We start from the raw sequence: 25,066 nt of genomic DNA, 5'->3' as shown, positions 1-25,066 counted from the left end.
GTTGGATCAAAAGAAAGGAGGGTATAATGGCCGGATTATACACATTAGGATGACATCATGGCGAAAACCGCGGCGGCTTTACATATCCTCGTGAAAGAGGAAGCGCAGGCTAAATCTCTGCTGGCGCAGCTTGAAAAAGGCGCAAACTTCCAGCAGCTGGCTAAAAAGCACTCTACCTGTCCATCAGGTCGTAACGGCGGCGATTTGGGTGAGTTTCGTAAAGGGCAGATGGTACCGGCCTTTGATAAGGCGGTCTTCTCCTGTCCGCTGTTGCAGCCCTACGGACCGGTGAAAACCGCCTTTGGTTACCACATCATCAAAGTACTGTGGCGTAACTGATTACTTCTGATTCTTCATCTGCTGCAGCACGTTGCTACACTGGTTCTCTTCATTATCGCTGGGTGAAACCAGCGCCAAAAGCGCTGCGGCTGGCGCAACCACCGCACCAAGAGCGACCGCTGCAGCACCGCGAGCGATGAGCGGCCCGGCTTTCACACCGGCATCCGGATTTTTAAAGGTACCGCGCACATAGAGCGGTGAACGCAGCGTGATGATGCGAATCCCTTTACTCTCCGGATTGATCGACAAATCCATGCGTTCGTTAGCGAAGTTGACGTTGCCGGTGACGTTGATGACCGCATTCTCGGTATCCAGCAAGAACAGCTTCGGCGTCGCCAGGCCCTGACGAATATTCAGATCGGTAGCCGCACAGTTGATTTTCACCTCATCATCACCGAACAGTTTACCCACCACATAGTTACCGACGTTCAGCCCAGCAATCTCCATCAGGCTTCGGCTAATCAGACCATCATTCATCAGCAGCTTTAGTTCACCATCGCTGGTGCCCAACAAATCGGCCACCGAATTACCGGTACCGCTCAGGGTCGCATCGCCGTTAAGTTGGCCCAAACTGTTTTGCATTGCAGTGACATTCGGGAACAGCTGACGCAGGCGCAGCTTGCGCGCATGCAGATCGGCGCGTCCGCGCATTGGGCTGCGATCGCCTTCCAGATGAATGGTGGAGTTGATACTGCCGCCCGCCATACCGAAGCGCAGCGGATCGAGCAGCAGATCGCCGTTCTTCAGCTGCACATGGGTATAAAGATCGCTGAGTGGCAGCTTGCTGCTGTGTTCAATGCGTTTACCACTGAACTTCACGTCAGCGTCCATCACGTCCCAGCTTTTGGTATCGAACTTATCATGCGGCAATACGCGATCGGCGGGCTGCGTCGAGGCCTCACCGCGCTGCGCTTTCGCCTGCTGCGTTTTGTCGCTGCCTTTACCCGAATCGACGCCAATCAACGGCCCCAAATCGGCCATGCGCAGCTGGTTCGAGGTGAGTTCACCGGTAAGCGTTGGACGCGGTTTGCCCTGACGATAAATGAGCGAGCCGTGAATATCACTGTCACCAATATGACCATTGAACTTCTCATAGCGGAACAGCGGCCCTTTATCCTCGTTGAAGCGCGCAATCAAATGACCATCGGTTTCATACGGCGGCGTATCCGGCAACAGCACGCCCGTGAGGCCATACAGATTCGCCAGCGTGTCGCCGGAGAAGCGCAGGCGCACATCCAGCCCCCCGAGATTGAGCGGATCCTGCAAGGTGCCATCAAGGCGCACCCGCGTGCTGCCGTTGCGGACATCCACCTGCAGCGGGAACGGCGTGGTTTTACTGCGCAGCGATAACATGCCGCCAATTTTACCGTCGCCATCCAGTTTTTGGTTGTTGTAGGTGCCGCTCGCCTTCCAGCCGAAGACAAAATCACCCGCCCCTTTTTGCTGGTCGTTACCGCCCGCAACCTGCGCGTAGGGGACCGGTTTCCCCAGCGGATTGATCGTCACCGTAACATCGGCTTTATTGATGGCGTCGCGATACTGCACCTGCCCCTGATCAAACAAGATGTTATCGAGGCGGAATGACCAGGCAGAAGGCGCTGCATTTGCATCGCTGTTTCCGCTGCTGGCAAGATCGAAGGTCCAGTTGTTCTTTTTGTCGGCGGTCTGCACCAGACGTGCGTCCGGCTGCTGCATCTTAATCCACGGCAGATAGATCTGCTTATGCAGCAGCGCCAGCGGCGCAATAGTCGCTTCTACCCGCTGTAAGTGCACCATGGTGACATCCGGAACGGTCGGCGGATTACCGAGCATCACATCATCAGCATGCACCTGCGGCCATGGCACCCAGCTGCGCCAGCCAGGCTCTTCACGGTTGCGCACCCAAGCCACGCCAAGATCGCCGCGAATGGCGAAAGGACGATTCAGTTCGGCTGAAACTTTTTGATTAATCGTTGGTTTGAGACGATTCCAGTCAAAGGTGGCGATGATCACCACAATCAACACTACCAATAACAAAAAAATCCCGACCACCCAGCTCAGGATCTTTCGAGTACGTGACATATTGCTTCCTCCATGCCCTTCCACGTCTCACTAAGGATAGTCGAGACCTTGGAGAAGGGGATCAGGGAAGCTCAAGTGCCATGTGTTCCAGCTCGCTAAACGGCACCGGACGCGAGAAAAAATAGCCCTGCGCCGCCATCGCGGGGGAGCTGCGCACCTGCTGCCACTCTTCTTCGGTTTCCACGCCTTCCACAATAACGCCGTTGCAGTAACGGTTAATTAACGCCAGCAGCATGGAGAACATTGAACGGCCTTCGTCACTGGCGCGCAGCAGCATAAACAGTTCGCGCGATAATTTGATGTAGTCGTAGCGCAGTTCGGTTAGTGCAGAGAAGTTCGCCATCCCAGAGCCAAAGTCATCCAGCCATAGCGGACCGAGTTCCGGCATCTTCGCCACCATCTCTTCCTGCGGCAGCGCGTGGTGCTCCGTCAGTTCAAAACGTACCCATGGTAACTGCGCGATTAAGGTACGAATCAATTCATGCTGCTCAATTTCCATCAACGTTGGGCCGTCGATATTCACCGACGCCACCAGCTGACGCTGACTGAAAAAGTGTGACCATTTTACCAGGAGCTCCAGCTGCTCCTGGACGACACCCAGCCGCTGCGAGATAGTCAGGGCTTCGAAATAGTCTTCGGGCGATAACCTTTTTTCTGGCGCGGAGGGATGGGTCACCGCCGTCAGTAATTCAATGGCCAGCAAGCGGCCTGAGACCTGATAAATCGGCTGGAAAGTATAGAATCGTTGGCACTGCTGCCAGAAGAAACGCGTTTCCTGTTGTTGCTCCAGTTCATTTGAAACAGGCAGCCGATGACTCAAATTCTTCATCACCATGGTTTTTTCCTGGTTGGTGTCGAGTGCCTGCAAATAGCATCTCAGCGGCAAGTATCGGCGATCGCAGGGATAACTTTATCAATCTCATTAGTCCCAAGAATCGTTGAGTGTAGCAGCGTGCTTCGCGCTTAATCGGCAAAACAAAACGCGCTTTGACCGTTAAATCACCGCAGCAGGATGAGTTTACCGCCTTAAGCTAAATCAAAACATCGTTTTAAAAAGCATTGACGACTGCCATACCAGACGCGAGACTAATGCGAAATTCACTATAGGCTGAAGACCATGACGCAGAAGAACATCGCCATCATCGGCGAATGCATGATTGAGCTGTCCGAGAAAGGTGAGAACATCAAACGCGGTTTTGGCGGGGATACGCTGAACACGGCGGTTTATCTGGCACGCCAGTCTGATCCTCAGCAACTGCGTGTCGATTACGTCACCGCACTTGGCACCGATAGCTTCAGCGATCAGATGATCGCCGCCTGGCAGCAGGAGCAGATTCACACCGATCTGATTCAGCGCCTCGACAATAAAATGCCGGGCCTGTACTTCATCGAAACCGACGATCACGGTGAACGCACGTTCTGGTACTGGCGCAACGACGCCGCCGCGCGCTTCTGGCTGGATAGCGCACAGGCGGATGATATCTGTCAGCAACTGGCGCACTACGATTATCTCTATTTGAGTGGCATCAGCCTGGCCATTTTGCCGGCCGCCAGCCGCAACAAACTCATGGCGCTGCTCAGCGCCTGTCGTCAGAACGGCGGCAAGGTAATTTTCGACAACAACTATCGTCCGCGTCTGTGGGCCGATAAAGCCAGCGCGCAGCAGGCGTACGCCGAGATGCTGCGTCATACCGATATGGCGTTTCTCACCCTTGATGATGAGGATCTGCTGTGGGGCGAGCAGCCGCTGGATGCAGTGATTGCCCGGACGCGTGCCGCAGGCGTGCAGGAGATCGCGATTAAGCGCGGTGCGGATTCCTGCCTGGTGGCGGTTGGCGACGAACCGCTGCGGGATGTTGCCGCGATCAAGCTGGCGAAAGAGAAAGTGATTGATACCACCGCCGCAGGTGACTCCTTTAGCGCCGGGTATCTGGCACTGCGTTTAGCCGGGGGCAGCGCCGAAGAGGCGGCAGCGCGTGGTCACCTCACCGCCAGCACGGTAATTCAGCATCGCGGTGCGATTATTCCGCTCAGCGCAATGCCGCGTTAATCCGGGTACGCATGAATGCGCACCCTACGCATATTGTAAGGTCGTCATTGATGACGACCAAATTCATCAATATTGCTAACCACCTCGCGCTCAACGTTTGCCTTAACGCAGTATTTTTCTCTGCCAATTTCCACTAATCACTTAGCTCGTCCACTTCTGTAACATTACCCGCTGCACCGCTTTAACCCTGCTTATCAGAGTGATTTAAATTCAATGTGTTATGTCACGAAAACACGCCCGCCAGGCATAGTCCGAAACTGGCGAAATCGGCGGTTTTCGGCTGGACGCCAGCCGCAAAAGAGACCATGTTTTAATCAATAACAGCAGGATGCTGTTACTCCGGCCGCGAACAGAATAATGACAATATGACTCGCTCAGGACTGACTTATGCACACAGAAATTATCAATATCTGGCCAAACGGTGATGCGCCAGGCGCGAGCGATTCGCGCGCTCAGCCGCAGATCGTCGATCTCGCCAAAGAGTACGAACCTTATGACCGTGCGGCCACCGGCGTGCGCTGCCCGGAAATTGCCCTCTGGCATCCGGAAACCTCGAACGGTATTACGCTGTTGGTGGCGCCGGGCGGCGGTTATCAGCGGGTATTGATCGATCGGGAAGGCAGCGCGCTTGCCACTTTCTTCACTTCGATGGGCTACACATTGGCGGTAATGACTTATCGCCTGCCCTATGATGGTCACCACGAAGGTCCGGACGCGCCACTGGCCGATGCGCAGCGTGCGGTGCGCGTGCTGCGTGAACGAGCACAACGCGGCATCAACGGTAAATACATTGTGATGATGGGCTTTTCGGCGGGTGGACACGTTGCCGCCAGCCTCGGTACGCGCTTCGGTGAAAAACTTTATCCGGTGCAGGATCAGGCAGACAGCTTCTCGCCGCGCCCGGATGCGATGGTACTGCTCTATCCGGTAATCAGTATGCGTGAAGGTCTGGCGCATGAAGGCGCGCGCACCCGCTTATTGGGCGCCTGGCCGGATCAAAAGATGATTGAGGCGTATTCACTGGAGACGCGCGTACATGCGCAAACGCCGCCCACGCTGCTGATTCACGCGTCCGATGATGAGTCGGTTTCGGTGAATAACAGCATGGTGTTTTTCAGCGCGCTGCGGGAGCACAAGGTGCCGGTGGAGATTCACTTCTACCAGAAAGGCGGCCACGGATTTGGTATCCGTGGCGTGGCGGATCTTCCCCTCGCCAGCTGGCCAATGCTCGTAACGGAATGGCTTAGAGCTAAGACCTGATAATCAGGATGATGGCGCGGTCTGTTCCCCCGCGCCAGCGCTGTTATCCGGTTTGACTTCATCCGAAGCGGCAGGCGCAGCAGGTGCGTCTGGTAACTTCATCACCTTATCCCAGCTTTCCTGCAGCATCTTCACGTTAGTCTCGGCCTCACCCTGCGGCTGAATCAGCACCATGGTCAGCTCCTGCGACAGCTGCTGGCGCAGTTCCTGATTCAACTGGTCGCGCGTCATTTCGCTGAGGAATGTCTGGCGCAGCTTCTGATACTGCTCTGGCGCAATGTCCACTACCGCATTTTGCTGCGAACGCAGACGCTGGCCCATCAGAATATCGGTGTCGGTGCGGGCGTAAGTGGCGAACAGTTTGTTGAGTTCCAGCAGCTTTTGCGCCATCAGCGCGTCGAACTCATCCTGCGGCAAACCCTTATCGCGGACTGCGGCCAGCTCCTTCGCTACCTGATTCATGTTCTGCGGCAACGAGGCATTCGGGCTATCCATGTTGATGGAACACTGCGCACGCTGATACAGCACACGGCAGTCAAAGCCAACCTGCACGCTTTGCGCTTTGCTGTCCGCCAGGGCGCGCTGCACATGCCAGAACAGCGCTTCACGCGCCAGATCGCTCTGCCAATAACGCTGGAGATTTTGCGAATCGCGAATCGGCTGCCATGCCGTATCCCATACCAGCGACAGGCGATCCTGATTCATCCCGCCATTCACCAGATTCACCGGCTGATGCGGCAACGGCGAGAGCGTCGGTAACGCAGCAGGTGCCACGCGCTTGCCTTTCAGCGGCGAGAAGGCTTTATTGATCTGCTCCGCCATGCTGCGGCTATCAACATTGCCGACCACATACAGCGTCATGCCATCGGGCGTATACCATTGCTGATAGAAACTATTGAGCTGGGCAATATCCACCGGTGCGCGCGGTTGCTCACCCGGATCGTGCGCCAGCATCGCCGAACCTTTCAGGCGATAGCGCCACCACACATCCTGCGTATTGGCAGGCCAGGTAGCGATGGGATCGGTTGCCGTCAGCGCGGTGGAAACCACCTGCTCGTTGATGGTCATTTTACCGGCGGTTGCCGCCAGCCAGCTGAGCGCTTCTTTCAGCAAGTCTGGACGGTTATTGGGCAAACTTAGATTGTATTGGGTGTAATCGTACGACGAAATAGCGGGCGGCAGCGGACGCTGTGGATCCATGGCCTGCTGCCACAGTGCACGTTGCTGATTGGTGTCCAGCGCGGCGTTATGCACCATCGCTAAACGCGGTAAAAGATGGCTGTAGCCAGTTTGTTGTGCGCTCTCCACCAGTGAACCGGTGTTAACAATCAGGCGCAGTTCAATACGATCGCTTGGACGCTGTGGTGTGGTCAGAAGCTGCCAACTAAAACCATTGTCCAGTTTGCCTTCCTGCCAGGCGGGATCGGGTTGGAGCGTTTCGGCTTGCACGCCAAAACCGGATGCTGCCAGTAGCAATCCGCCAACCAAAAGCCGAATTCTGGTGCCCTGCATGTGAACCCCTACTCAAACAGATCAACGCTCGTTAGCGCGGCATATTCGGCCACATCTGGGTGACCGGTGCGGCATTTTGCCGCCACGTTTATTTAATAACAGACTCTTTGACCACGAGAAGGTCAGGATGTCGCGCAACGAGGCAAAAAATCGGGAAAAAAATCAATGGGGTTTATTATGCAAATGCCCGCTGTCAGGGCAAGCGACAGCGGGCATTTCTGGGCAAATTAACGCAAATAGCGCTTTTACGCGGCGGTTTCTGGTGCGTTATTCACCTTTTTCCCTGAAGAAAGCGTCGCGTTCAGCTGTTTCTCGTCCAGCTGACCCACCCACTTCGCCACCACAATAGTCGCCACGCCGTTACCAACCAGATTCGTCAGCGCACGGGCTTCGGACATAAAGCGATCAATACCGAGAATCAACGCCAAACCTGCCACCGGCAGATGGCCCACAGCGGACAACGTGGCCGCCAGCACGATAAAGCCGCTGCCGGTAACACCTGCTGCACCTTTAGAAGAGAGCAACAGCACCACTAACAGCGTGATTTGGTGGAAGACATCCATGTGTGCGTTGGTTGCCTGCGCGATAAACACCGCCGCCATGGTGAGATAAATCGAGGTGCCATCAAGGTTGAACGAATACCCCGTTGGGATCACTAATCCCACCACCGATTTCTTACAGCCGAGCTTCTCCATCTTATCCAGCATGCGCGGCAGCGCAGACTCAGATGAAGAGGTCCCCAGCACAATCAGCAGTTCTTCTTTGATGTAAGCAACAAACTTGAAGATGTTGAAGCCAGCAAAGCGCGCAATCAGCCCCAGCACCACCACCACAAACAGCACGCAGGTGATATAGAAGCAGATAATCAGCTGACCGAGCTGCACCAGCGATCCCACGCCATATTTGCCGATGGTAAAGGCCATGGCCCCGAAGGCACCGATAGGCGCGAGACGCATGATCATGTTGATAACGCCGAAGATCACTTTCGAGAAGCTTTCAATGACGTTGAACATCACCGTACCTGCGCTGCCAAGGCGATGCAGCGCAAAGCCGAACAGAATAGCGAACAGCAGTACTTGCAGGATGTTGCCGCTGGCGAAAGCACCGATGACGCTATTCGGGATCACATCCAGCAGGAAGGCAACCACACCTTGCTGCTCCGCCTGCTGGGCGTAAACCGCAACCGCTTTGGCATCCAGCGTGGCCGGATCAACGTTCATGCCCGCACCAGGCTGCACCACATTGACCACCACCAAACCAATGATCAGCGCGATGGTGCTGACCACTTCAAAGTACAGCAGCGCAACCGCGCCGGTACGTCCAACGGCTTTCATGCTCTCCATGCCGGCAATACCGGTCACCACCGTACAGAAAATAACGGGGGCGATGATCATCTTGATCAGCTTAACGAACCCATCGCCGAGCGGCTTCATTTGCGCGCCTAACTCAGGATAGAAGTGGCCCAACAGGACGCCGATGCCGATGGCAACCAGTACCTGAAAATAGAGGCTTTTTAAGATTTTCATAACAGGTGTCCAGTAAGACGGTTTTCACCGCCATTGTTGTGGAGTAACGCATGCGGCAAGCCGCCAGAAGCGTAAAACCTTACCGATGGCGAGGAAAATAACACCCTGTTAACAAGATTAATATCCCCTAACATTCCTTACAAAAGTTACAAAACTCTAACTATGAACTGAAACGCTTCAGCTTGGCGCTTCGCTTTAATTTTGTAAGGAAAATCAATAACCAAGGTGATTATTCAAGGGTTTGGGAGGGATTGAGCCAGCGTTGATTAAAGACGTCGAGAGGCAGTGCTTCAGCATATAAGTAGCCTTGCCCGATAGTAATTCCGCGCGCCAGCAGCCAGTCACGCTGCTCGGCGGTTTCCACACCTTCAGCAATCACGTCGAGGTGAATGATGTCGGCAATGGCCGCCACAATGCGCACCATGGTGTCATCAACCGGTAACGCGGCGACGAAACTGCGATCCATTTTCAGTTTGTTCACCGGCAGCGCTTTGAACTGATGCAGATAATTCAGGTTGGAGTAGCCCATGCCGAAGTCATCGAGCGCGACCGCCACGCCGGTTTTTTGCAGCAAGCGCAGTAGCGCAATCGCCTGTTCAGCATCGCCAATCTGCGCGGTTTCCGTGATCTCCAACACGAAGTTACCGGGCGCAATACGATGGCGCTCCAGCAATCCCTGCAAATGGCTCACCATGCTGGCATCGCGCAGCTGTACCGCCGAGATATTGACGCTGAGCGGTATATTGATCCCCTGCTTCTGCCAGGCGGCGAGAATACGGCAGGCCTCTTCAAATACCCAACGCCCAATCGCCGAAATCACCCCAATCTCCTCGGCGCTGGCAATGAACTCTTCCGATAACCCGTAGCTGCCATCCGGCATGCGCATACGCAGCAGCGCTTCGGCGCCGGCCAGTTCACCGGTTTCCATATTGATCTGCGGCTGCAAATAGAGGGAAAACTGATCCTCCTGCAAACCTTGCAGGATGTCATGTTCCTGAGTTAAACGCTTTTGCGCCCGTTCGGTGAGGGCGGGATCGAAGAACAGGATCTGATTTTTACCCTGGTGACGCGCCGACATCATTGCCGATGTCGCGCGATCGAGCTGTTCGCTGGCCGAAATGGTGCTCTCTTCATAAAGCGCTAACCCAATGCTGGCATTTGGCCGCAGCTGAAGATTTTGCAGATTCACCGGCTGATTGAGGCGAATCATCAGGTTGCGCGCCAGACGCATGGCGCGAAACGGGTTGTGCGCGCGCTTCATTAACAGCGCGAAGTCGCTGGGGCCGGTTTGCGCCAGTAAGACGTGATCGTCCACGGTGCTGCGAATCTTCTCCACCAGCGTCAGCATTAACGTATCACGCTGTTCATCGCTCAATACGCCGTTGGCTTCCTGTAGCGTCTCGATACGAATCACCATCAGTCCCCACGCCTGGCGGTTACGTTGCTGGTTCATATGCTGTTCGAGCAGCGCGAGGAACAGCGCGCGATTGGGCAGATCCGTCACGGCGAAATGGGTGGTCATGCGGCTCATTTCATCGTGAATCGACTCTAATACCTGCTGATTACGGTTGTAGCTGCGGATCAGCATGCCAATTTCATCATCACGGTGATTGTTGGGCAGCGCCAGCTTGTGCGTCAAAATCGCCTGCGGCGGCAGCTCCTGCAAATCACGCGAAATATCGCGCAGCGGATGCACAATTAAACGATTGATACACCAGCTGATGGCGACAGAGAGAATCAGCGCCAGCAGTAGATAGGTGGTGATCATGGTCGATAACGTGCTGAGCAGGAACTGATAAACGCGCGAGGAGTCAGCCTGTAGCACCAGATAGGCAATCGGCTTTGGCAAGCCAGACCGCTCCACCGAATAGAGCGGCAGCGTGATTTGTACCGGCAGCTCAAACAGGCGCGCCACCCAGCGCGGCACCGGTTTTTCCGGCGCGAAATCGGCATGCAGCGCCTGAAACGCATTCGGCAGCACCACATCAGCGCGCGACAAAATACCGGCCGGTTTCAGAGTATTAAGGATATGTTCAGCTTGCGGGATGTCGGCTTTTAGCACTGCCTCGGAGAGCGGCTGACGCACGGTATGCGCCACATTTTCCATTTGTTGGGCGTAGTCAATCCTGCGCTGCTGCACAAAATGAAACAGCTGGACGACAATAAAAATGCTGATGGTCACAATCGCTACGGCGGAAACCGTCGCCATCTGCTTTATCGTTAAAGAACGACTGACGCGCAACAAAACCTCTCCGGGCCAGTTTGGCCATGTAATTAGATGAAATGCGCAGCGAGTATATCCCAGGTCAGGGTCGCATTTCGCCGGGATAAAGTTGAAAAATGGCCATGCAGAAGAATTTTCGCGGTGATTCGGAATGATGCAGGTGCGCATAAATGCGCACCCTACGAAAACCCGGCTATATCCACGTAGGGTCGCCATTCATGGTGACCGATTCACGCTTAGCTGACGAGCATTACGCCATTGATGGCGACCCGGTGGAAAATAAGACTTAGCGCTTCTCCTGGTACGCCATCCAGGTAAGCAGTTGCAGGCTGGCGGAGAAGTAGTTTTGATCGGGCGCCAAACGGTCATTGAGATAGCGCGTTTGGTTCAACGTCAGATCGCGCACGGCAACCAGGCCGCCTTCCATATTGTACGGTGCAGGTGTGTTTCCCAGCACATCATACCAGGCGGGCGTGGTCAGGCGTGGCGAGCCTTGCCAGACGCGCTGGAACGGCACCAGACGCAGGCTTTGCGGATCGTACCACCAGATATTTAGGGGAATACGAATCGCGTCATAGCTGAAGCGGTTGGAATAACCCAGCGTCGGCGCCACTGAACCATCGGCGTTCAAAGCTACCCAATCGAGCGGCAGGCCGGTTTTGCCAAAGTGCATATCGCCTAACAGCGCCATGCCGTCATCAATCAGCTCATTCCAGATGCGCAGATGGCTATGATCGGCAAACTCACGCCAGGCCGCGAACAGAAAATAAGAGGGGTTGAGGACCACATAGCTGGTTTTATTAAACCCCTGCGCGCCCGGCAACATCACGTTATGTCCGCCATAATCGATGACATTAAGCTTAATCACCGCACGTTGGATGCGATCGGACGCCTGCTGATAATCGCCGCCCCACTTCTGTGCGGCGCGTTGCAGGGCCCACGCAATCAGCACATCACCGTCGGACGCATTATTTTTGTCCGCAACCGGATCGGCAGCACCTGGCGTATAACGCCAATAGAACAGATCGTTCTGTGGATTGCTCAGATGGCTGCGCGTCCACTGCCACAGCAGATCAAACGTGGCACGATCGTCGTGCGCCACCGCCAGCAGCATGCCGTAGCCCTGGCCTTCGGTATGGCTCACATTATTGTTTGCCGTATCGCTGATGCGGCCGTCGCTGCTCATAAACCGGCTTTTGTAGGTACTCCAGCCATCTGCGGCCGCCTGGGCGCTAAAAAACATCACCATGAAACACAGCATCCATTGACGCCAGAACCGCATCACTTTCATCACAGCATCCTATTGATATCGATAGTGCAGCGTGCCGCCGTCGTTCTTCTCGAGGGTTACCGGCACTGCCGCGCTGCCGCCTTGTGCTTGCAGCCACTGCGCATACAGGCCAGCCAGTACCGCACTCAACGCCAGCTGCCAGCGTTCTGCTGCTACGTGAATGTCACCCTGCGGCAGCGCGTGGTGCTGCAGCAGAATGGCGTTTTCCTGCGGCTGCAACTGCACAAAACCCCAGTTAAATCGGGCCAGCTGCAGATTCATCTCACGCTCCAGATCCTGCACGGTGCGCGCTTCTGCTAAAGGATAGCGTGTTGCCAGCGATGCGCCGACACCCTGCAGGAAGCCTTCCGCTTCCTCGCCAGCATTATCCAGCATGCTTTCAATCATCACGCTCACCAAATCAAACCAGCCCGGCTGGTGTGGATGGCTGGCGCGTGCTGCGATTTGCTCACTCATTAGTAATCTCCGAACAGGTAACGGAAGTACAGATTGGCGGTACTTTCGTTGTAATCACCAAAGGTGTCGTAGCCTAACTGACCGCCTACGGTGACATCTTTGTTGATCTTGTAATCCGCACCGGCATGCAGGTTGTAGCCAATACCGTTTTTGCTATCGCCGCTGTAGAACGCGTCCTTCACGTAGCCCTGGTCAGCCAAACTCTGCAACTGTGATTGCAGAGACGGGTTGTTCGGGAAGTAGGCGCTTTTATCCTGGCTATAGGATTGATAACCCACCGAGCCGCCCACGTTCACTTTCAGATCGTCAAACTTGCGGCTGAATTCAACAGGGAACGATACGGATGCATAGTTTTGCGGACTGAAGTAACCGCCCTGACCGTAGCTGAAGTAGCTAAGGTTTTTCGAGTAATCCATCCACGATAGGCTCATGCCGACTTTCAGCTCGCGATCGTCGAAGTGATACGGACGCACATAAGCTCCGGCCGTAGCCTGCACGCTATTGTTGCTCGCCACGTTTTCACCCAGGTAGCTGTACGCGCCAGCACCAGCGTAGAAGCCGGCATCACCGTTGTCGTAACTCAGCAAGGCGTTACCGCCGTTTTTCGTTACGCGGCCCCAACGTTTACCGCTGGTTTTGTCTTCCACACCCACATACGACAACAGGCTGTCGGTCATCGCGCGGCGTTCACCGGTGAGGATCAGCGTCAGGAAATCCGTCAGCTTCGGCGACCACTGCACGCCACCCACCAACGTGCTCAAATCTTGTCCGAGCGGCGTGCTGCCGAGATCAATCTTGTAGCTGTCGCCCTTCAGCGCCATGTTCAGCTCAACGCCGGTCGCTGATTGCGAATCAGTAGAAGAGTTAGGCACGTCATCAATTTTCGCTCCTCCCGTCGCCACCACGTTGCCCTGCACCAGCGAGTTGGTGCCGAAGCGACGCCAGGCATCACCGCCGGCGCTGCCGGCTGAGAGTGAAACCGGCGTCATCGTGAAATCGAAACGCGACTCGCCAAACGGCACGGTAGAGAAGGTCAGTGGCGCTTTGGCTTCGGTCAACTTACTCAACCCAGATTCACCGTCGCGTCCGCGCACCTGCACCGCGCCCTGCACCCAGGTACCGGTTTTCTCCTGCAAATCGTCCATCATGTTGTCGATTTGGCGCAGCGTCTGACTCTGCTGAATGGCTGGCGTGTTGCTCGCCAGCGTCACCCCTTCCGCGCTGCTGGTGGCGTCGGGCGCCGACTGCCACGGCATTACCGCACCATAGCTGGATGGCGAGCGGCCAACCGGCGAGGTGCCGCGATTGATAAACGGATTATCGGCCAGGGCCAGACCACCCACGCTCGGCACGCTACCGGTTTCAGCACCCTGCAGACCAATCAGCTGACCGCGCGCGGTGCGCAGGTAGCTCATTGCCTGGCTGTGTTCGCCGTTAGCTTCGGCAACGCGCGCAAGCAACAGCAGGCGATCGGGTGACTGCGCGTTATTCAGGCCGCGGGTTAAGGTGTTGGCTTTGTTGAGGTCGTTTTGCGCCAGCGCCACGTTGATGGCGCCAGTACGCGCGTCTTGCGTCGCGGTGTCCTGCGTCATCAGGTAGTCATACACGACGCCCGCTTCTTTGTTCATCTTGCCGGATTGATACAGTCGCGCCATGGCGAACATTAGATCGCGATTCTGTGGATCGTGCTGCAGCGCGCCCACCAGCTTATCGTAAGCAGCGGCGTACTGTTTCTGCTCGCGCAGGCGATCGACCTCGTTGATCACGTAACCATTGCGGATACCCGCCAGCTGCGTCGGCGTGCTGCGCGCCTGCAGTTCCGGACTGCTGAGGAAGCTTTGCGCTTCAGTATTCAAACCGGCCTGATTCAGCACCGCGACCTGTGCGGCGTAATCCCCGGCGTTGCCTTGCACTCCGCGCTGCATGTTGCTGCGCACCACGGAAACCGCGGTGGTGATATCACCTGCTTTTGCCAGTTTCTGCGCCAGATTACCGGCATCAACCGGATTTGACGGTGGCGTTGCCGCCAGCGCGCGCAGGGTATTGGCCGCTGCAGCGTTCGATCCCTGCGCCAGATACTGATCGGCGGTGGTCATCTGCAGGTTGAAATTCACGCGCTGCGCCAGCTCGCGCATATCGCTGTTTTTGCTGCCGTTGGGAATACGTGACAGCAGCATACTCGCCTGCTGCCAGGCACCGCTTTCACTGGCGTTTAACGCGCCCGCGTACAGTTCAGCGGTGCTCGCACCGGTACGCAGGGTCGGCTGCATGATATTCGCTGCCATCATGCTATCGCCCTGTGCGCGATAGATGCGCGCCAGATCGAGACGCAGCCAGCCATCGTTGGGATAGCGCTGAATGCCGCTATTTAGCGTAGCAATCGCCGCGCTGTTGTTGCCCGCGGCTAATTCACGCTTGGCCTGCGCACGAATTGGATCGGTGCTATTGCCGCGCGGCGCGACGCTCTGGCGCACGCTGTCGGGCAGCGATGCCAGCAGCGTATTGGCTTCCGCCCCGCGATTTTGCTGACGCAGCACGTAGAACAGGCCTTCTTTAGCGCTACGGTTGTTGGCATCGCTTTGCAGGATGGCGCGATAGGTTTGCTCCGCCTGATCGAGTTGATTGCTGCGGCGCTGAACATCGGCACGGAACAGTTTGGCGGATATCCCTTTTTCGCCGTCGGCCTGCGTCAGGGGTTCGCTCAATGCCAGCGCCTGCGCGCTGTCGCCATTTTTCAGCGCCTGCTGCGCCGTGGCCAATTGCGCATAGAAGCGCGCATCGGCGGCCTGTTTCTGCCGCGTATCGCTCTGATCGCCACCCAGCTGCGCGGCGCGCGTCAGGTAATCCGCTGCTTCCGCATAGCGACCGGCGCGCTGAGCCACGTAACCCATGCCGGCCAGGGCATCGGCATCTTGTGGGTTGGCCTGCAGCACTTTCTCAAAGTTGTTTTGCGCATTGCTGACGTCGCCGCTGTTTAACGCAGTAAAGCCCGCGCCTTTCTCCGCGCCGCCGACGTTTTTACGGTAGTAATCCAGCACCGCGTTGTCTTGCGGATGACGCTGCTGCCAGGTTTGATAAAGCGAAGCATCTGAAGCCTGCGGGCCAAGCCACAGCAGGGCCTGGCGCAGCGATCGATCGGCTTCTTTGTTGCCATCCGCCATGCTCGCGAGCACATCGATACCCTGACGGCGGGTTGATTCCTGATAGGTTAATGCTTTACCCAGCGCCAGTTTTGCACCGGTATCCTGCGGATGATCGGCGGAGAACTGGCGCAGCGCTTCCACCGCCTGCGGCAGCAGCGAGCGATCGCCCGCCATGGTCAGATAATATTCTGCCGCCACGCTCGGCGGCGGCTCATTGCCGCTGAAGGTATTACGCCAGGTTTGCAACGAAGCGGCAATGTTGCCACTGCGCGCCTGCTGACGTGCCAGCTGCAGCTGCGCCTGCGGAATGGTTTGCAGCTGACGCGCGTTATCCAGCTCGGTGAGATGCGCATCGTTTGGCGAGGCCGCACTCAATCGCGCACGCCACTGCGCCGCTTCGGCCGTGCCGCCGCTTTGCTGGGAATAGAGCGCCAGCAGATAGAGCGCCTGCGTATTGTTTGGCTCAACCATCAGCACTTTCTGCAGCGAGGCTTTCGCCAGATCGTCATGCGCTTTCTGATGCCAGTAAGCCGCTTGATCGAACAGCGCCTGCAGCGCGGGATTGCTGCTCTCCGCCGCCAGCAGCGGCTGCGAGAGCGCCAGTGCTCCCCCCAGAATCAGAGCATGACGCACGCCGGCACTTAACAGATGTTTTTTCATTATTTTTATCCTTACTTCTTGCCGGACTTGCTATCAACTTTTGGGTTGAGACGACGCCACGCATGACGTTTCAGCATCACCCATGCACCGCTGCCGACCAGCGCGGAAAGCAGCAGTGCCGCCAGCGCCATCAGCACCGAGTGCTGGTTGGCATACCACACCACCATCATGTACCACGGCATTTCGCCGCTCGGGAATTGCGGCCCCACGCGGAAGCTGCGGATGCCGTTCTCATCGGTGATGATGGCAGTATCACCGCGAATACCGGCGTTAATACGCGCAGACTGCAGATCTTCATGCAGGCGTAGCAGCTGCTGATCGCTGGTGGCCACCGTCATCACCACCAGGCGATCGCGGTTCCACGGCGAGCGATAGCTGACAAAGCCGCGCCACGCTTCGTTCGATGAGAAGTAACGATCGGCATCCAGCTGCTGGCGATACCAGTCGCCGGTCAGCCAGCCGCGCACTTTTTCCCAGCTCGTCGGCTCTTTCACGCCCAGCGTGTTGCCGCTGGTATCAAATGGCGTATTGGCCAGCATCCGTTGGTTGAAGTCGTTGTTCTGCGTAGTACTCACCGCCAACACATCGCTGTGCTGCAGGCGAGTCAGATTGGTGCCGCCATTTGGCAGACCAAACAGCACCTGGTTCTGCAGCAGCGGAACGCCGGTGGCGTTGCCGGCACGTGATGCCATATCCAGCAGCGTGGCGATTTCCGCGTCGCTGGGTTGCTCTGGCAACAACAGCGTCGTCTGCGAGAAATCCGCCAGCCGCGAGAACGGGAACGACGCGCCGACAAAGTAAGAGAGGTTCGGCAGCATGGTGAAGTGCCGCGTGTGGCTCAGATCGATCCATGAATCCTCTTCAATGCGGCTCTTGATATTGTTGTTCAGCAGCACGCCGCACGGCGCATCTGCTTTCGGCTTGATGTTGAAATAGAGCGCCAGCTGGTTGTCACCATAAATCAGGTAGGGTTCGAGCTTCAGCGTGTAATGCTCCTGCCGCGCGTCACCGCCCAGGCGATGCCAGGCGCTCTCCAGCAAGCCCACTTTGTTCACCGTCAGGTTACGCAGGAAGGTGCCGTTGATCATCACGTTGAGGAACGAGTTGTTCTCATCAATCCAGCTTTCGGACGGGAAGCGATAGTGCAGATCCACCGGAATGGTATCGCCATCCCACAGGAACAGGTCAGGCGCGGCGCGGAAATTGACGCTCAGCGCATCGTGCCAGATGCCGGTGGTGGTCAGGCTCTGATCCTTACGCAGCAGTTCGCTCAGGCGTACCGGACGCGTGGTGTTAATCCAGCGTGGCGCATCATAAGGTTTTCGCACGCCAATCGGCTGCGGCTGCACATTCAGGCTGTTGCCATCAGTAGTGAGCGGCTGCGTGGTTAAACGGTTAGCCGCCTGGCGAAGCTGATCGTCATTGGCGCCCACCACCAGCAGCAGCTTGTAAACAGGATTGTTGGGATTATCGATCACCTGCAGCAGCGGGCCATTGCTCGCGGGTAGCGTCACCGTGCCAATTTTGTCGCCAGGATGCCCCACCAGAATACCGTTGTGCTCGGGCAAATCGCCGCGCAGCACCGGGAAACGAATGCCGCGATAGTCCGACTGAATACCCATCCAGGATGCCACCAGCGCAGCCGCGCTGATGCTATCCGGCGCAACATTGGTGGCAAAGCCAAAGCTAACGCTAGCTGGCGTCATGCGTTGCGCATCAATAAACGGACGCGGGAAGTTGCGCAGGCTGGTGCCAATGTTCAGCTGCTGACCTTCCAGGCTCAGCGTGGTTTTAGGCAAAATAGACACCTGATACTGCTGCGCGCTCTCTTTCTCGCACAGCAGCTTATCGGCATCGTTAATCTTGAAGCTCAGATTGTTGCTCGATACCACCATCGCTGCCGGGATATCCAGCTGGTAGTCACTGATATCGCTGTCGCTGGAGCCCAGCGGTAAGGTGCCGAGCGGCTGACCGTTTAGCATCAGCTGCAGCGAAGTGTTACGCGCCGCCAGTGCCGCAGAGACGCGTAGCGAAAGGTTGAGGCGTGCGCTGGTGATCACTTCATCCGTCGGCAAGGTGAACACGATACCGGATTGCAGTTGACCGCCGGTGAGCGTAATACCCTGCGGCTGGCCCATCTGCGCTACGGAAACCGTGCTGCTAATCGGCTGGTTGAGCGTAGCCGTGCCGCTATCAGCTATGACGCCTGGCTCGACCGAAGGCAGCACCATGTCGGGTGCAGGCGCGGCTGGTGCCGCATTTTCATTCGCGGGGGCGCTCTCCGAAGGAGCATACGGCGCCGCACCGGCGGCTTGCTGTAACTGCTGGTCGGCCGCACCTTCCATGCCCTGTGGCGGTGGAACCGCTGAAAGCGCAGCACTATCCTGAGTCACCGCCGGAGTTTCAGCCCATGCTGGCGCGAGCACGAGCGCCGTTGCCAGCGAGCTTGCCAGCAACGTTTGCGTCAAATTCTTCATGCAGCGCTGTCCTCTTTTACCGCAGGCTGGTTATCACGCTTACGCTTCTCACGGCGATCTTTCCACGTCAGCCAGAACAGCTCAAAGACGGTACGAATAATGGTGCCAAGGGAAACCAGGGGGTTGTCCTGCTTGTACTCCGGCTGAATCCACGCATCGGCACGCGCCAGCACCACACGCACTAATTCACGGCGGCGCGCCAGCGGCATATCGCCAAAGCGCAGCCGGATGCTCTCTTCATCGCCGGAAATTTTGCTTACCGGAATGGTGATGGTGCCGGATTTCAACAGCAGATCGATCTCTTCGATGTCATCCTGCTCATGACGATGGTCCGGCGCATCGAGTTGCGCACCGCCCATCGACAGATCGCTGGTTTGCGTGCGTGAAGAGATGCCGCTGGCGTAGTGAATGACCGCCGGAATCTGCACGTCAATACGGATGGTTTTACGCACCTGTTTCGTTTCACGTGCCACGGCAATCGCCGCCATCAGAATGATCAGGCTGAACACCGCCCAGCCGACGTTAAGGGCAATAACGTAGGGATCGACGCCAAAGTAGTCATGGGCGGTGGCACGCACTACGCCAGCAATAATGCCGATTGAAAGCAGCGCGGCAACAATCACATGCGGGCGCACAATGTGGAAATCGAAGAAACCCTGATCGAGCAAGCCGCCTTTATCCGTAACGTTAAATTTCCCGCGCTTCGGTGCCAGCATGGTCAGCAACGTGGGGATAACGAGGTGGAAGCACATAACGGTTTCGTAGATTTCACCCCAGAAGGTATAGCGGAACTTGCCGTTCATGCGCGAGTTGACGTACAGCGACATCACCAGATGTGGCAAGACGTAGGCGAAGATCAGCGATGCCGACGAGTGAATGATATTCAGGTTAAACAGCAGGTACGCCAGCGGCGCGGTCAAAAACGCGACGCGCGGCAAGCCAAACTGGAAGTGCAGCATGGCGTTGAGGTAGCACAGACGCTGTTGCCAGGTTAAACCACGGCCGAACAAAGGGTTATCGACGCGGAAGATCTGCGTCATGCCACGCGCCCAGCGGTTACGCTGCACCACATGCAGCCCCAGACGTTCGGTCGCCAGGCCAGCCGCCAGCGGGATCGCCAGGAAAGCGGAGCCCCAGCCAAGACGCTGCATTTTCAATGCGGTATGCGCATCTTCGGTGACGGTTTCAACTGCAAAGCCACCAATCTCTTCCAGCGCGCTACGGCGGATCACCGCACAGGAGCCACAGAAAAACGTCGCGTTCCAGTTATCATTACCCTGTTGAACCGGGCCGTAGAACAGCGAGCCTTCATTAGGAATGCTGCGCGCTGCACGCAGATTACGTTCGAACGGGTCCGGCGAATAGAAGTAGTGCGGCGTTTGCAGTAGCGCCAGTTTCGGATCGTTGAGGAACGGCCCTACCGTTGCCTGCAGGAAGGTACGCGTGGCAACGTGGTCACAGTCGAAGATGCAAATCAGCTCACCTTTGGTGATCTTCATGGCGTGGTTAAGGTTACCGGCTTTCGCGTGGCTGTTGTCATCGCGGGTGATATAGCCTACGCCGACGTCGGCAGCAAATACCGCAAACTCGCTACGTTTGCCATCATCCAGTAAATAGACCTTCAGCTTGTCGCGCGGATAATCAATGCACTGCGCTGCCAGCACGGTATCTCGCACCACATCAAGGCTTTCATTATAGGTGGGAACATAAACGTCAACCGTCGGCCACAGGCTGGTATCATCGGGCAGCGGCTCAATGGTGCGTTTTAATGGCCAGGTGGTTTGCAGGAAGCCAAGAATTAAAATCAGCCAGACATAGAGTTCGGCCAGATATAAGCCAATCCCAAGGATTGCTTCAATCTCTGAATTAAACTGCAGCGTCTCCGTGGTGCGCCACCAGATATATCGGGTCGACATCAGCGCAGAAAGGATAACCATCACAACGGTTATTTTGCGGCTTTTACTGAAGCCCAGTAGAAACATCATCCCGATGCTGATCAAGCCGAAGATATATTGCTTCTGGCTGTCCATAGGCGTGATGACGATTACCGCGGCTACGGGTGCAAGCACCAGCAGCAGCAGGTAAAACCCGAGTTTACTCATGATTCACCCTGAAGGAGCTGTATTGTTTTTATGCGGCCGATACCGGCCTCATTATTAATAATGGCTGCGGATAGGCGCCTGAACTTCACCATTTCCTACGGTGATATCCAGGATATTTGCCACGCGTTTCGCCACTAATTCGATATCAAACGCGGCGGCAGAAGCCGGACTGAAATCATAAACCGATTGTTGTGAAGCATTCGCTTCAGCCACGCTTTCATCACGATGCACAACGCCTAATAAATTATCGCCCAAACGCTGCTGCATAAAGGTTGTGACTTCACGACTTATATTGCGGCGGTTATCACTTTGGTTAAGGACAAAATAATGACCACGTTTATTATTTAGCGGCTGACCTATCATGCGGTCATTTTCTATTTGCGGCAGCAAAGAGACTGATGCGGTATCCGCTAACATCACCACTACATGCATATCGGCAAGAGCGGTCATGGCTTTAAGCGCAGCACCCGGACCCGGAGGAAAATCGGCAATAATGACCAATCCCGGGTAATTCAGCACGGTATCCAAGCCGCGCTGCAGAAAGTGCGGATCTTTTACCAGGTTTTGTTCAAAACGTTCACGCTGTTCTTCGGTGACATCGCCATAGGGCATAACAAATATATTGCCGCCGGTGGTCAGAATGGATTGGCTCCAGTCGGCCTGATCGGCAGAGCGTGCAACAAAACCGCGGCCATCATGCAGCGGTACACCAAAATGCAGGCGCAGGGCGTTTTGCACATCAAAATCGATTGCCAATACCTTGCTGCCGGCGCGGGCCAGACTCCATGCAAGGTTGGCCGCCATGGTGGTTTTCCCTACTCCCCCTTTTGGCGAGCACACACAAACTAACGGCATAGCGCAATCTTCTCCAGTAGCGGTTTTAATGGTGTTTCTTTTGCAAGATTAGCAGGCTCTGCCGAGCGCGATCGGAACAGGGCACCAAAACGAGAAGGTGCGGGCGCTGCCGGACGTGCCGGTTCTACCGGTGCGGCAAAGGTGGGTGCTGGCGCGATAGGCGCTGCGGCCAGCGGAGCGACTGCAGGCTTAACAGCAGGCGCGACAGCAGGTTTCGCTGGCGGAAACAGTGATGTTGTCGCCTGACGTTCAACCAGCGTGGCCTTGGGCGCCAGCGGCGCACCCGTTTGCGCCGGTTGCGCGGAAGGTGCTGGCGGGAACAGTGAAGAACCGATCGCCGATGGCGCTGCCACAGGCGCGCCTAAGCTCTCGAGAATCGATCCGCGCGACGTAGCCGCAACAGCGGCAGGCTCAGCCTGAGCAGGTGGTGCGGCAAATTCATCAACGCTAATCGGTTGTGGCTGCGGCAGATCGATACGCTGACCGCTGCCTAATTCCGACTCATCATCGCTAGCCAATTGGCGCAGCAACGCCCACTGACTTTGATCGGCTTCCTGCGACTGGCCGGACATATCCTTAAAAGCAATGTCTAGCGTCTGCGTTTTTTCTTTAAAACGCTGCAGATCGTCGTAATTCTTCATGATCAGAGCCTGTAAAAACGGGAGGGAATTTTCCGCGAATATATCACAAGCATTAAAAGACGGTGAGAGAATTCTGATTATTAAAGCGCCGCATTCAATAAAAGAGTTTTATCTTTATGATTGAAAAATCGGATATGCAAAAAGCGTGCAATTATTTATTGACGGCGATTAATTAATATCGATTAACAGAAATAATCACGCGAGCAATTTTAACCTAAGCTACTGAAAATACTCCACTGCGCTGCAACCTGCAGATTTTAATCTGATGTGATGATACTCACACAATGCTGGAAAAATTAGGAATTTGTCTTAACCCTTTATATCTTAGTCAGGACCAATTAAAGACTGATGCAATAGCGTAATGGTTTTAGAGCCGATTTAAGGATAATGATTTCTCCCGTTAATTTCCCTCATGTATTAAGGGTGAAATAAGAAAGGCTCCCAAGGGAGCCTTTAACAATGTATGGCGGTAATTTATGGCGTAACCACCGGCTGGTTTTCATCCTGATCTACCGCGAAGCAGGCAATTTGCTGATCGCCATATTGTTTCAGTTTTGGCTGCAGCTGGACACAAGTGCCAAAACGGCGACGGCAGCGCGCGTTAAACGCACAGCCCGGCGGCGGATTTAACGGACTAGGCAGCTCGCCCGTCAGTTTAATGCGCTCGCGACGCTCGTCGGGATTAAGACGTGGCGTCGCCGACAGCAGCGCCTGGGTATAAGGATGACGCGGATTGCTGAAAATCGCCTCTTTACTCCCCTTCTCCACGCAGCGACCGAGATACATCACCATCACCTCATCGGCAATGTGTTCTACCACGGAAAGGTCATGCGAGATGAAGACGTAGGACAGCCCCAAATCCTGCTGCAAATCCATCATCAGATTGAGCACCTGGGCGCGCACCGAGACGTCGAGTGCAGAAACCGGCTCATCGGCAATCAGGACATCGGGATCGAGCATCAGGCCACGTGCGATAGCGATACGCTGACGCTGGCCGCCTGAGAACATGTGCGGATAGCGATCGTAATGCTCGGTTTTCAGGCCCACCTTAGCCATCATCTCCAGCGTTTTTTCCTTGCGTTCCGCTTTGGTCAGCGAGGTGTTGATCACCAGCGGCTCTTCAAGAATCTGGCTGATTTTCTTACGCGGATTGAGCGAACCGTACGGGTTCTGGAACACAATCTGGATTTTCTGACGACGCAGCTTCTGCGCCTGCGGATCGTGCTTTAACAGATCCTGACCGTGCCAGAAGAGCTGGCCTTCGGTCGGCGTTTCAATCATGGTCAGCAGGCGGCCTAACGTCGATTTTCCGCAGCCGGATTCCCCCACCACCGCCAGCGTTTTGCCGCGCTCGAGGTTGAACGACACGCCATCCAGCGCTTTCACCAGACGTTCCTGGCCGAACAGACCTTTCTTCACCGGGTAATGTTTTTTCAGGTCAATAGCCTGCAGCAGGTATTCCTGCTGAGTGTTATCAAGACTCATAAGTTGGTCTCCCGGCATCATCCAGTGGGAAGTGGCATTTGGCCTGACGGCCAGGAATGTCGCGCAGCTCCGGCTCTTCGCGGCGGCAGCGATCGGTCACGTACGGGCAGCGCGGGTTCAACAGGCAGCCCGTTGGACGATCGTATTTACCCGGCACCACGCCCGGCAGCGACGCCAGACGCGCTTTGTCGGCAGCAAACTCCGGCAGCGCGCGCAGCAGCGCTTGCGTGTAGGGATGACGCGGCGCTTTGAAGATATCCACCGCTTTACCGCTTTCCACCACCTGACCGGCATACATCACGATGATGTGCTGTGCCGCTTCGGCCACCAGCGCCAGATCGTGAGTAATCAGGATCAGCGCCATGTTCTCTTGCTTCTGCAACTCCAGCAGCAGTTCGATGATTTGCGCCTGAATGGTGACGTCGAGCGCCGTCGTCGGCTCATCGGCAATCAGCAGTTTCGGTTTGCAGGCAATCGCCATGGCGATCATCACGCGTTGGCTCATCCCGCCCGACAGCTGATGCGGATAAACATCCAGACGCGATGACGGATCGGGAATACCCACCTGGTCGAGCAAATCAATCGCGCGCTGACGACGGGTCCGTTTGCTGCCGCCCTGATGCACCTTTAACGCTTCCATAATCTGGAAACCTACGGTGTAGCACGGATTGAGGCTGGTCATTGGGTCCTGGAAGATCATCGCCACTTCAGCGCCCACCAGCTGGCGGCGCTCTTTTTCGGAGATTTTCTGCAGATCGCGCCCATTGAATTCCAGTTTTTCGGCCATCACGCGGCCGGGATAGTCAATCAGGCCCATAATCGCCAGCGAGCTGACCGATTTACCGGAACCCGACTCACCCACGATGCCCACCACCTGGCCTTGTTCGACCTGGTAGCTGATGCGGTCAACTGCACGAAACGGTGTCTTTTCGTCGCCGAAATGCACCGATAACTTATCTACATTTAATAACGCCATCTCGGTGC

17 protein-coding genes are annotated in these 25,066 nt (G+C 56.0%); 3 read left to right on the top strand and 14 right to left on the bottom strand.

What is annotated here, in order from left to right:
- Positions 1-57: 57 nt before the first annotated feature.
- Complete coding sequence (gene ppiC, locus ACIP6T_RS20870) at positions 58-339, top strand: peptidylprolyl isomerase PpiC (protein ID WP_008105734.1); 282 nt, start codon at positions 58-60, stop codon at positions 337-339.
- On the opposite strand, the gene ACIP6T_RS20865 is transcribed toward ppiC, so the two are convergent.
- Both ACIP6T_RS20865 and pdeH read right to left on the bottom strand, forming a co-directional pair.
- Positions 340-2,400: an AsmA family protein gene (locus ACIP6T_RS20865; RefSeq protein ID WP_097095369.1), complete on the bottom strand. Its 2,061-nt coding sequence runs from the start codon at positions 2,398-2,400 to the stop codon at positions 340-342.
- Positions 2,401-2,461: 61 nt separating this feature from the next.
- Entirely contained in the window at positions 2,462-3,235 is a 774-nt protein-coding gene (pdeH, locus tag ACIP6T_RS20860) for a cyclic-guanylate-specific phosphodiesterase (protein WP_345827516.1), read from the bottom strand.
- A 282-nt stretch (positions 3,236-3,517) separates the two neighbouring features.
- Between pdeH and ACIP6T_RS20855 the strand changes: the two genes are divergently transcribed.
- Complete coding sequence (locus ACIP6T_RS20855; RefSeq protein ID WP_097095371.1) at positions 3,518-4,450, top strand: sugar kinase; 933 nt, start codon at positions 3,518-3,520, stop codon at positions 4,448-4,450.
- A gap of 387 nt (positions 4,451-4,837) precedes the next feature.
- The gene (locus ACIP6T_RS20850) at positions 4,838-5,710 is read left to right on the top strand and encodes an alpha/beta hydrolase (protein WP_097095372.1); all 873 of its coding nucleotides are present in this window, start codon (positions 4,838-4,840) and stop codon (positions 5,708-5,710) included.
- 3 nt (positions 5,711-5,713) lie between these two features.
- Here ACIP6T_RS20850 and ACIP6T_RS20845 read toward each other — a convergent pair whose 3' ends face one another.
- From ACIP6T_RS20845 to dppD, 12 genes are all read right to left on the bottom strand, one after another.
- Complete coding sequence (locus ACIP6T_RS20845; protein ID WP_097095373.1) at positions 5,714-7,222, bottom strand: pitrilysin family protein; 1,509 nt, start codon at positions 7,220-7,222, stop codon at positions 5,714-5,716.
- 245 nt (positions 7,223-7,467) lie between these two features.
- Complete coding sequence (locus tag ACIP6T_RS20840; RefSeq protein ID WP_008105722.1) at positions 7,468-8,748, bottom strand: dicarboxylate/amino acid:cation symporter; 1,281 nt, start codon at positions 8,746-8,748, stop codon at positions 7,468-7,470.
- A 229-nt stretch (positions 8,749-8,977) separates the two neighbouring features.
- Complete coding sequence (gene hmsP, locus ACIP6T_RS20835; protein ID WP_320204465.1) at positions 8,978-10,990, bottom strand: biofilm formation regulator HmsP; 2,013 nt, start codon at positions 10,988-10,990, stop codon at positions 8,978-8,980.
- Between the two features lie 268 nt (positions 10,991-11,258).
- Positions 11,259-12,263, bottom strand: coding sequence for a glycosyl hydrolase family 8 (locus ACIP6T_RS20830; protein WP_400458706.1), 1,005 nt, complete (start codon positions 12,261-12,263; stop codon positions 11,259-11,261).
- A 9-nt stretch (positions 12,264-12,272) separates the two neighbouring features.
- Positions 12,273-12,719, bottom strand: a complete 447-nt coding sequence (gene bcsD / locus ACIP6T_RS20825) for a cellulose biosynthesis protein BcsD (protein WP_345827524.1) — start codon at positions 12,717-12,719, stop codon at positions 12,273-12,275.
- Positions 12,719-16,522 (bottom strand): cellulose synthase subunit BcsC-related outer membrane protein, encoded by a 3,804-nt coding sequence (locus ACIP6T_RS20820; RefSeq protein WP_400458704.1) that lies wholly within the window; start codon positions 16,520-16,522, stop codon positions 12,719-12,721. Before ACIP6T_RS20820 ends, bcsD begins: the two co-directional genes overlap by 1 nt.
- A gap of 11 nt (positions 16,523-16,533) precedes the next feature.
- Positions 16,534-18,999 (bottom strand): cellulose biosynthesis cyclic di-GMP-binding regulatory protein BcsB, encoded by a 2,466-nt coding sequence (gene bcsB, locus ACIP6T_RS20815; RefSeq protein ID WP_400458702.1) that lies wholly within the window; start codon positions 18,997-18,999, stop codon positions 16,534-16,536.
- On the bottom strand, positions 18,996-21,101 hold the full coding sequence (gene bcsA, locus ACIP6T_RS20810; RefSeq protein ID WP_097095379.1) for a UDP-forming cellulose synthase catalytic subunit: 2,106 nt from the start codon (positions 21,099-21,101) through the stop codon (positions 18,996-18,998). The genes bcsB and bcsA overlap by 4 nt, the downstream gene beginning before the upstream one ends.
- Before the next feature lie 54 nt (positions 21,102-21,155).
- Positions 21,156-21,956 carry a cellulose biosynthesis protein BcsQ gene (gene bcsQ, locus ACIP6T_RS20805; RefSeq protein WP_400458700.1) on the bottom strand — a complete coding sequence of 267 codons (801 nt, stop codon included), beginning with the start codon at positions 21,954-21,956 and terminating at the stop codon, positions 21,156-21,158.
- On the bottom strand, positions 21,947-22,597 hold the full coding sequence (gene bcsO / locus ACIP6T_RS20800; RefSeq protein ID WP_097095381.1) for a cellulose biosynthesis protein BcsO: 651 nt from the start codon (positions 22,595-22,597) through the stop codon (positions 21,947-21,949). The genes bcsQ and bcsO overlap by 10 nt, the downstream gene beginning before the upstream one ends.
- 474 nt (positions 22,598-23,071) lie before the next feature.
- The gene (dppF, locus tag ACIP6T_RS20795; RefSeq protein ID WP_097095382.1) at positions 23,072-24,082 is read right to left on the bottom strand and encodes a dipeptide ABC transporter ATP-binding subunit DppF; all 1,011 of its coding nucleotides are present in this window, start codon (positions 24,080-24,082) and stop codon (positions 23,072-23,074) included.
- Complete coding sequence (gene dppD / locus ACIP6T_RS20790; RefSeq protein WP_097095383.1) at positions 24,072-25,058, bottom strand: dipeptide ABC transporter ATP-binding protein; 987 nt, start codon at positions 25,056-25,058, stop codon at positions 24,072-24,074. The genes dppF and dppD overlap by 11 nt, the downstream gene beginning before the upstream one ends.
- Positions 25,059-25,066: the final 8 nt, after the last annotated feature.

The sequence above is a fragment of the Pantoea sp. NPDC088449 genome, from assembly GCF_044753225.1.
In the GTDB taxonomy this organism is placed as follows: Bacteria; Pseudomonadota; Gammaproteobacteria; order Enterobacterales; family Enterobacteriaceae; genus Pantoea; species Pantoea floridensis.
This window is presented reverse-complemented; position numbering and strand designations above follow the sequence as displayed.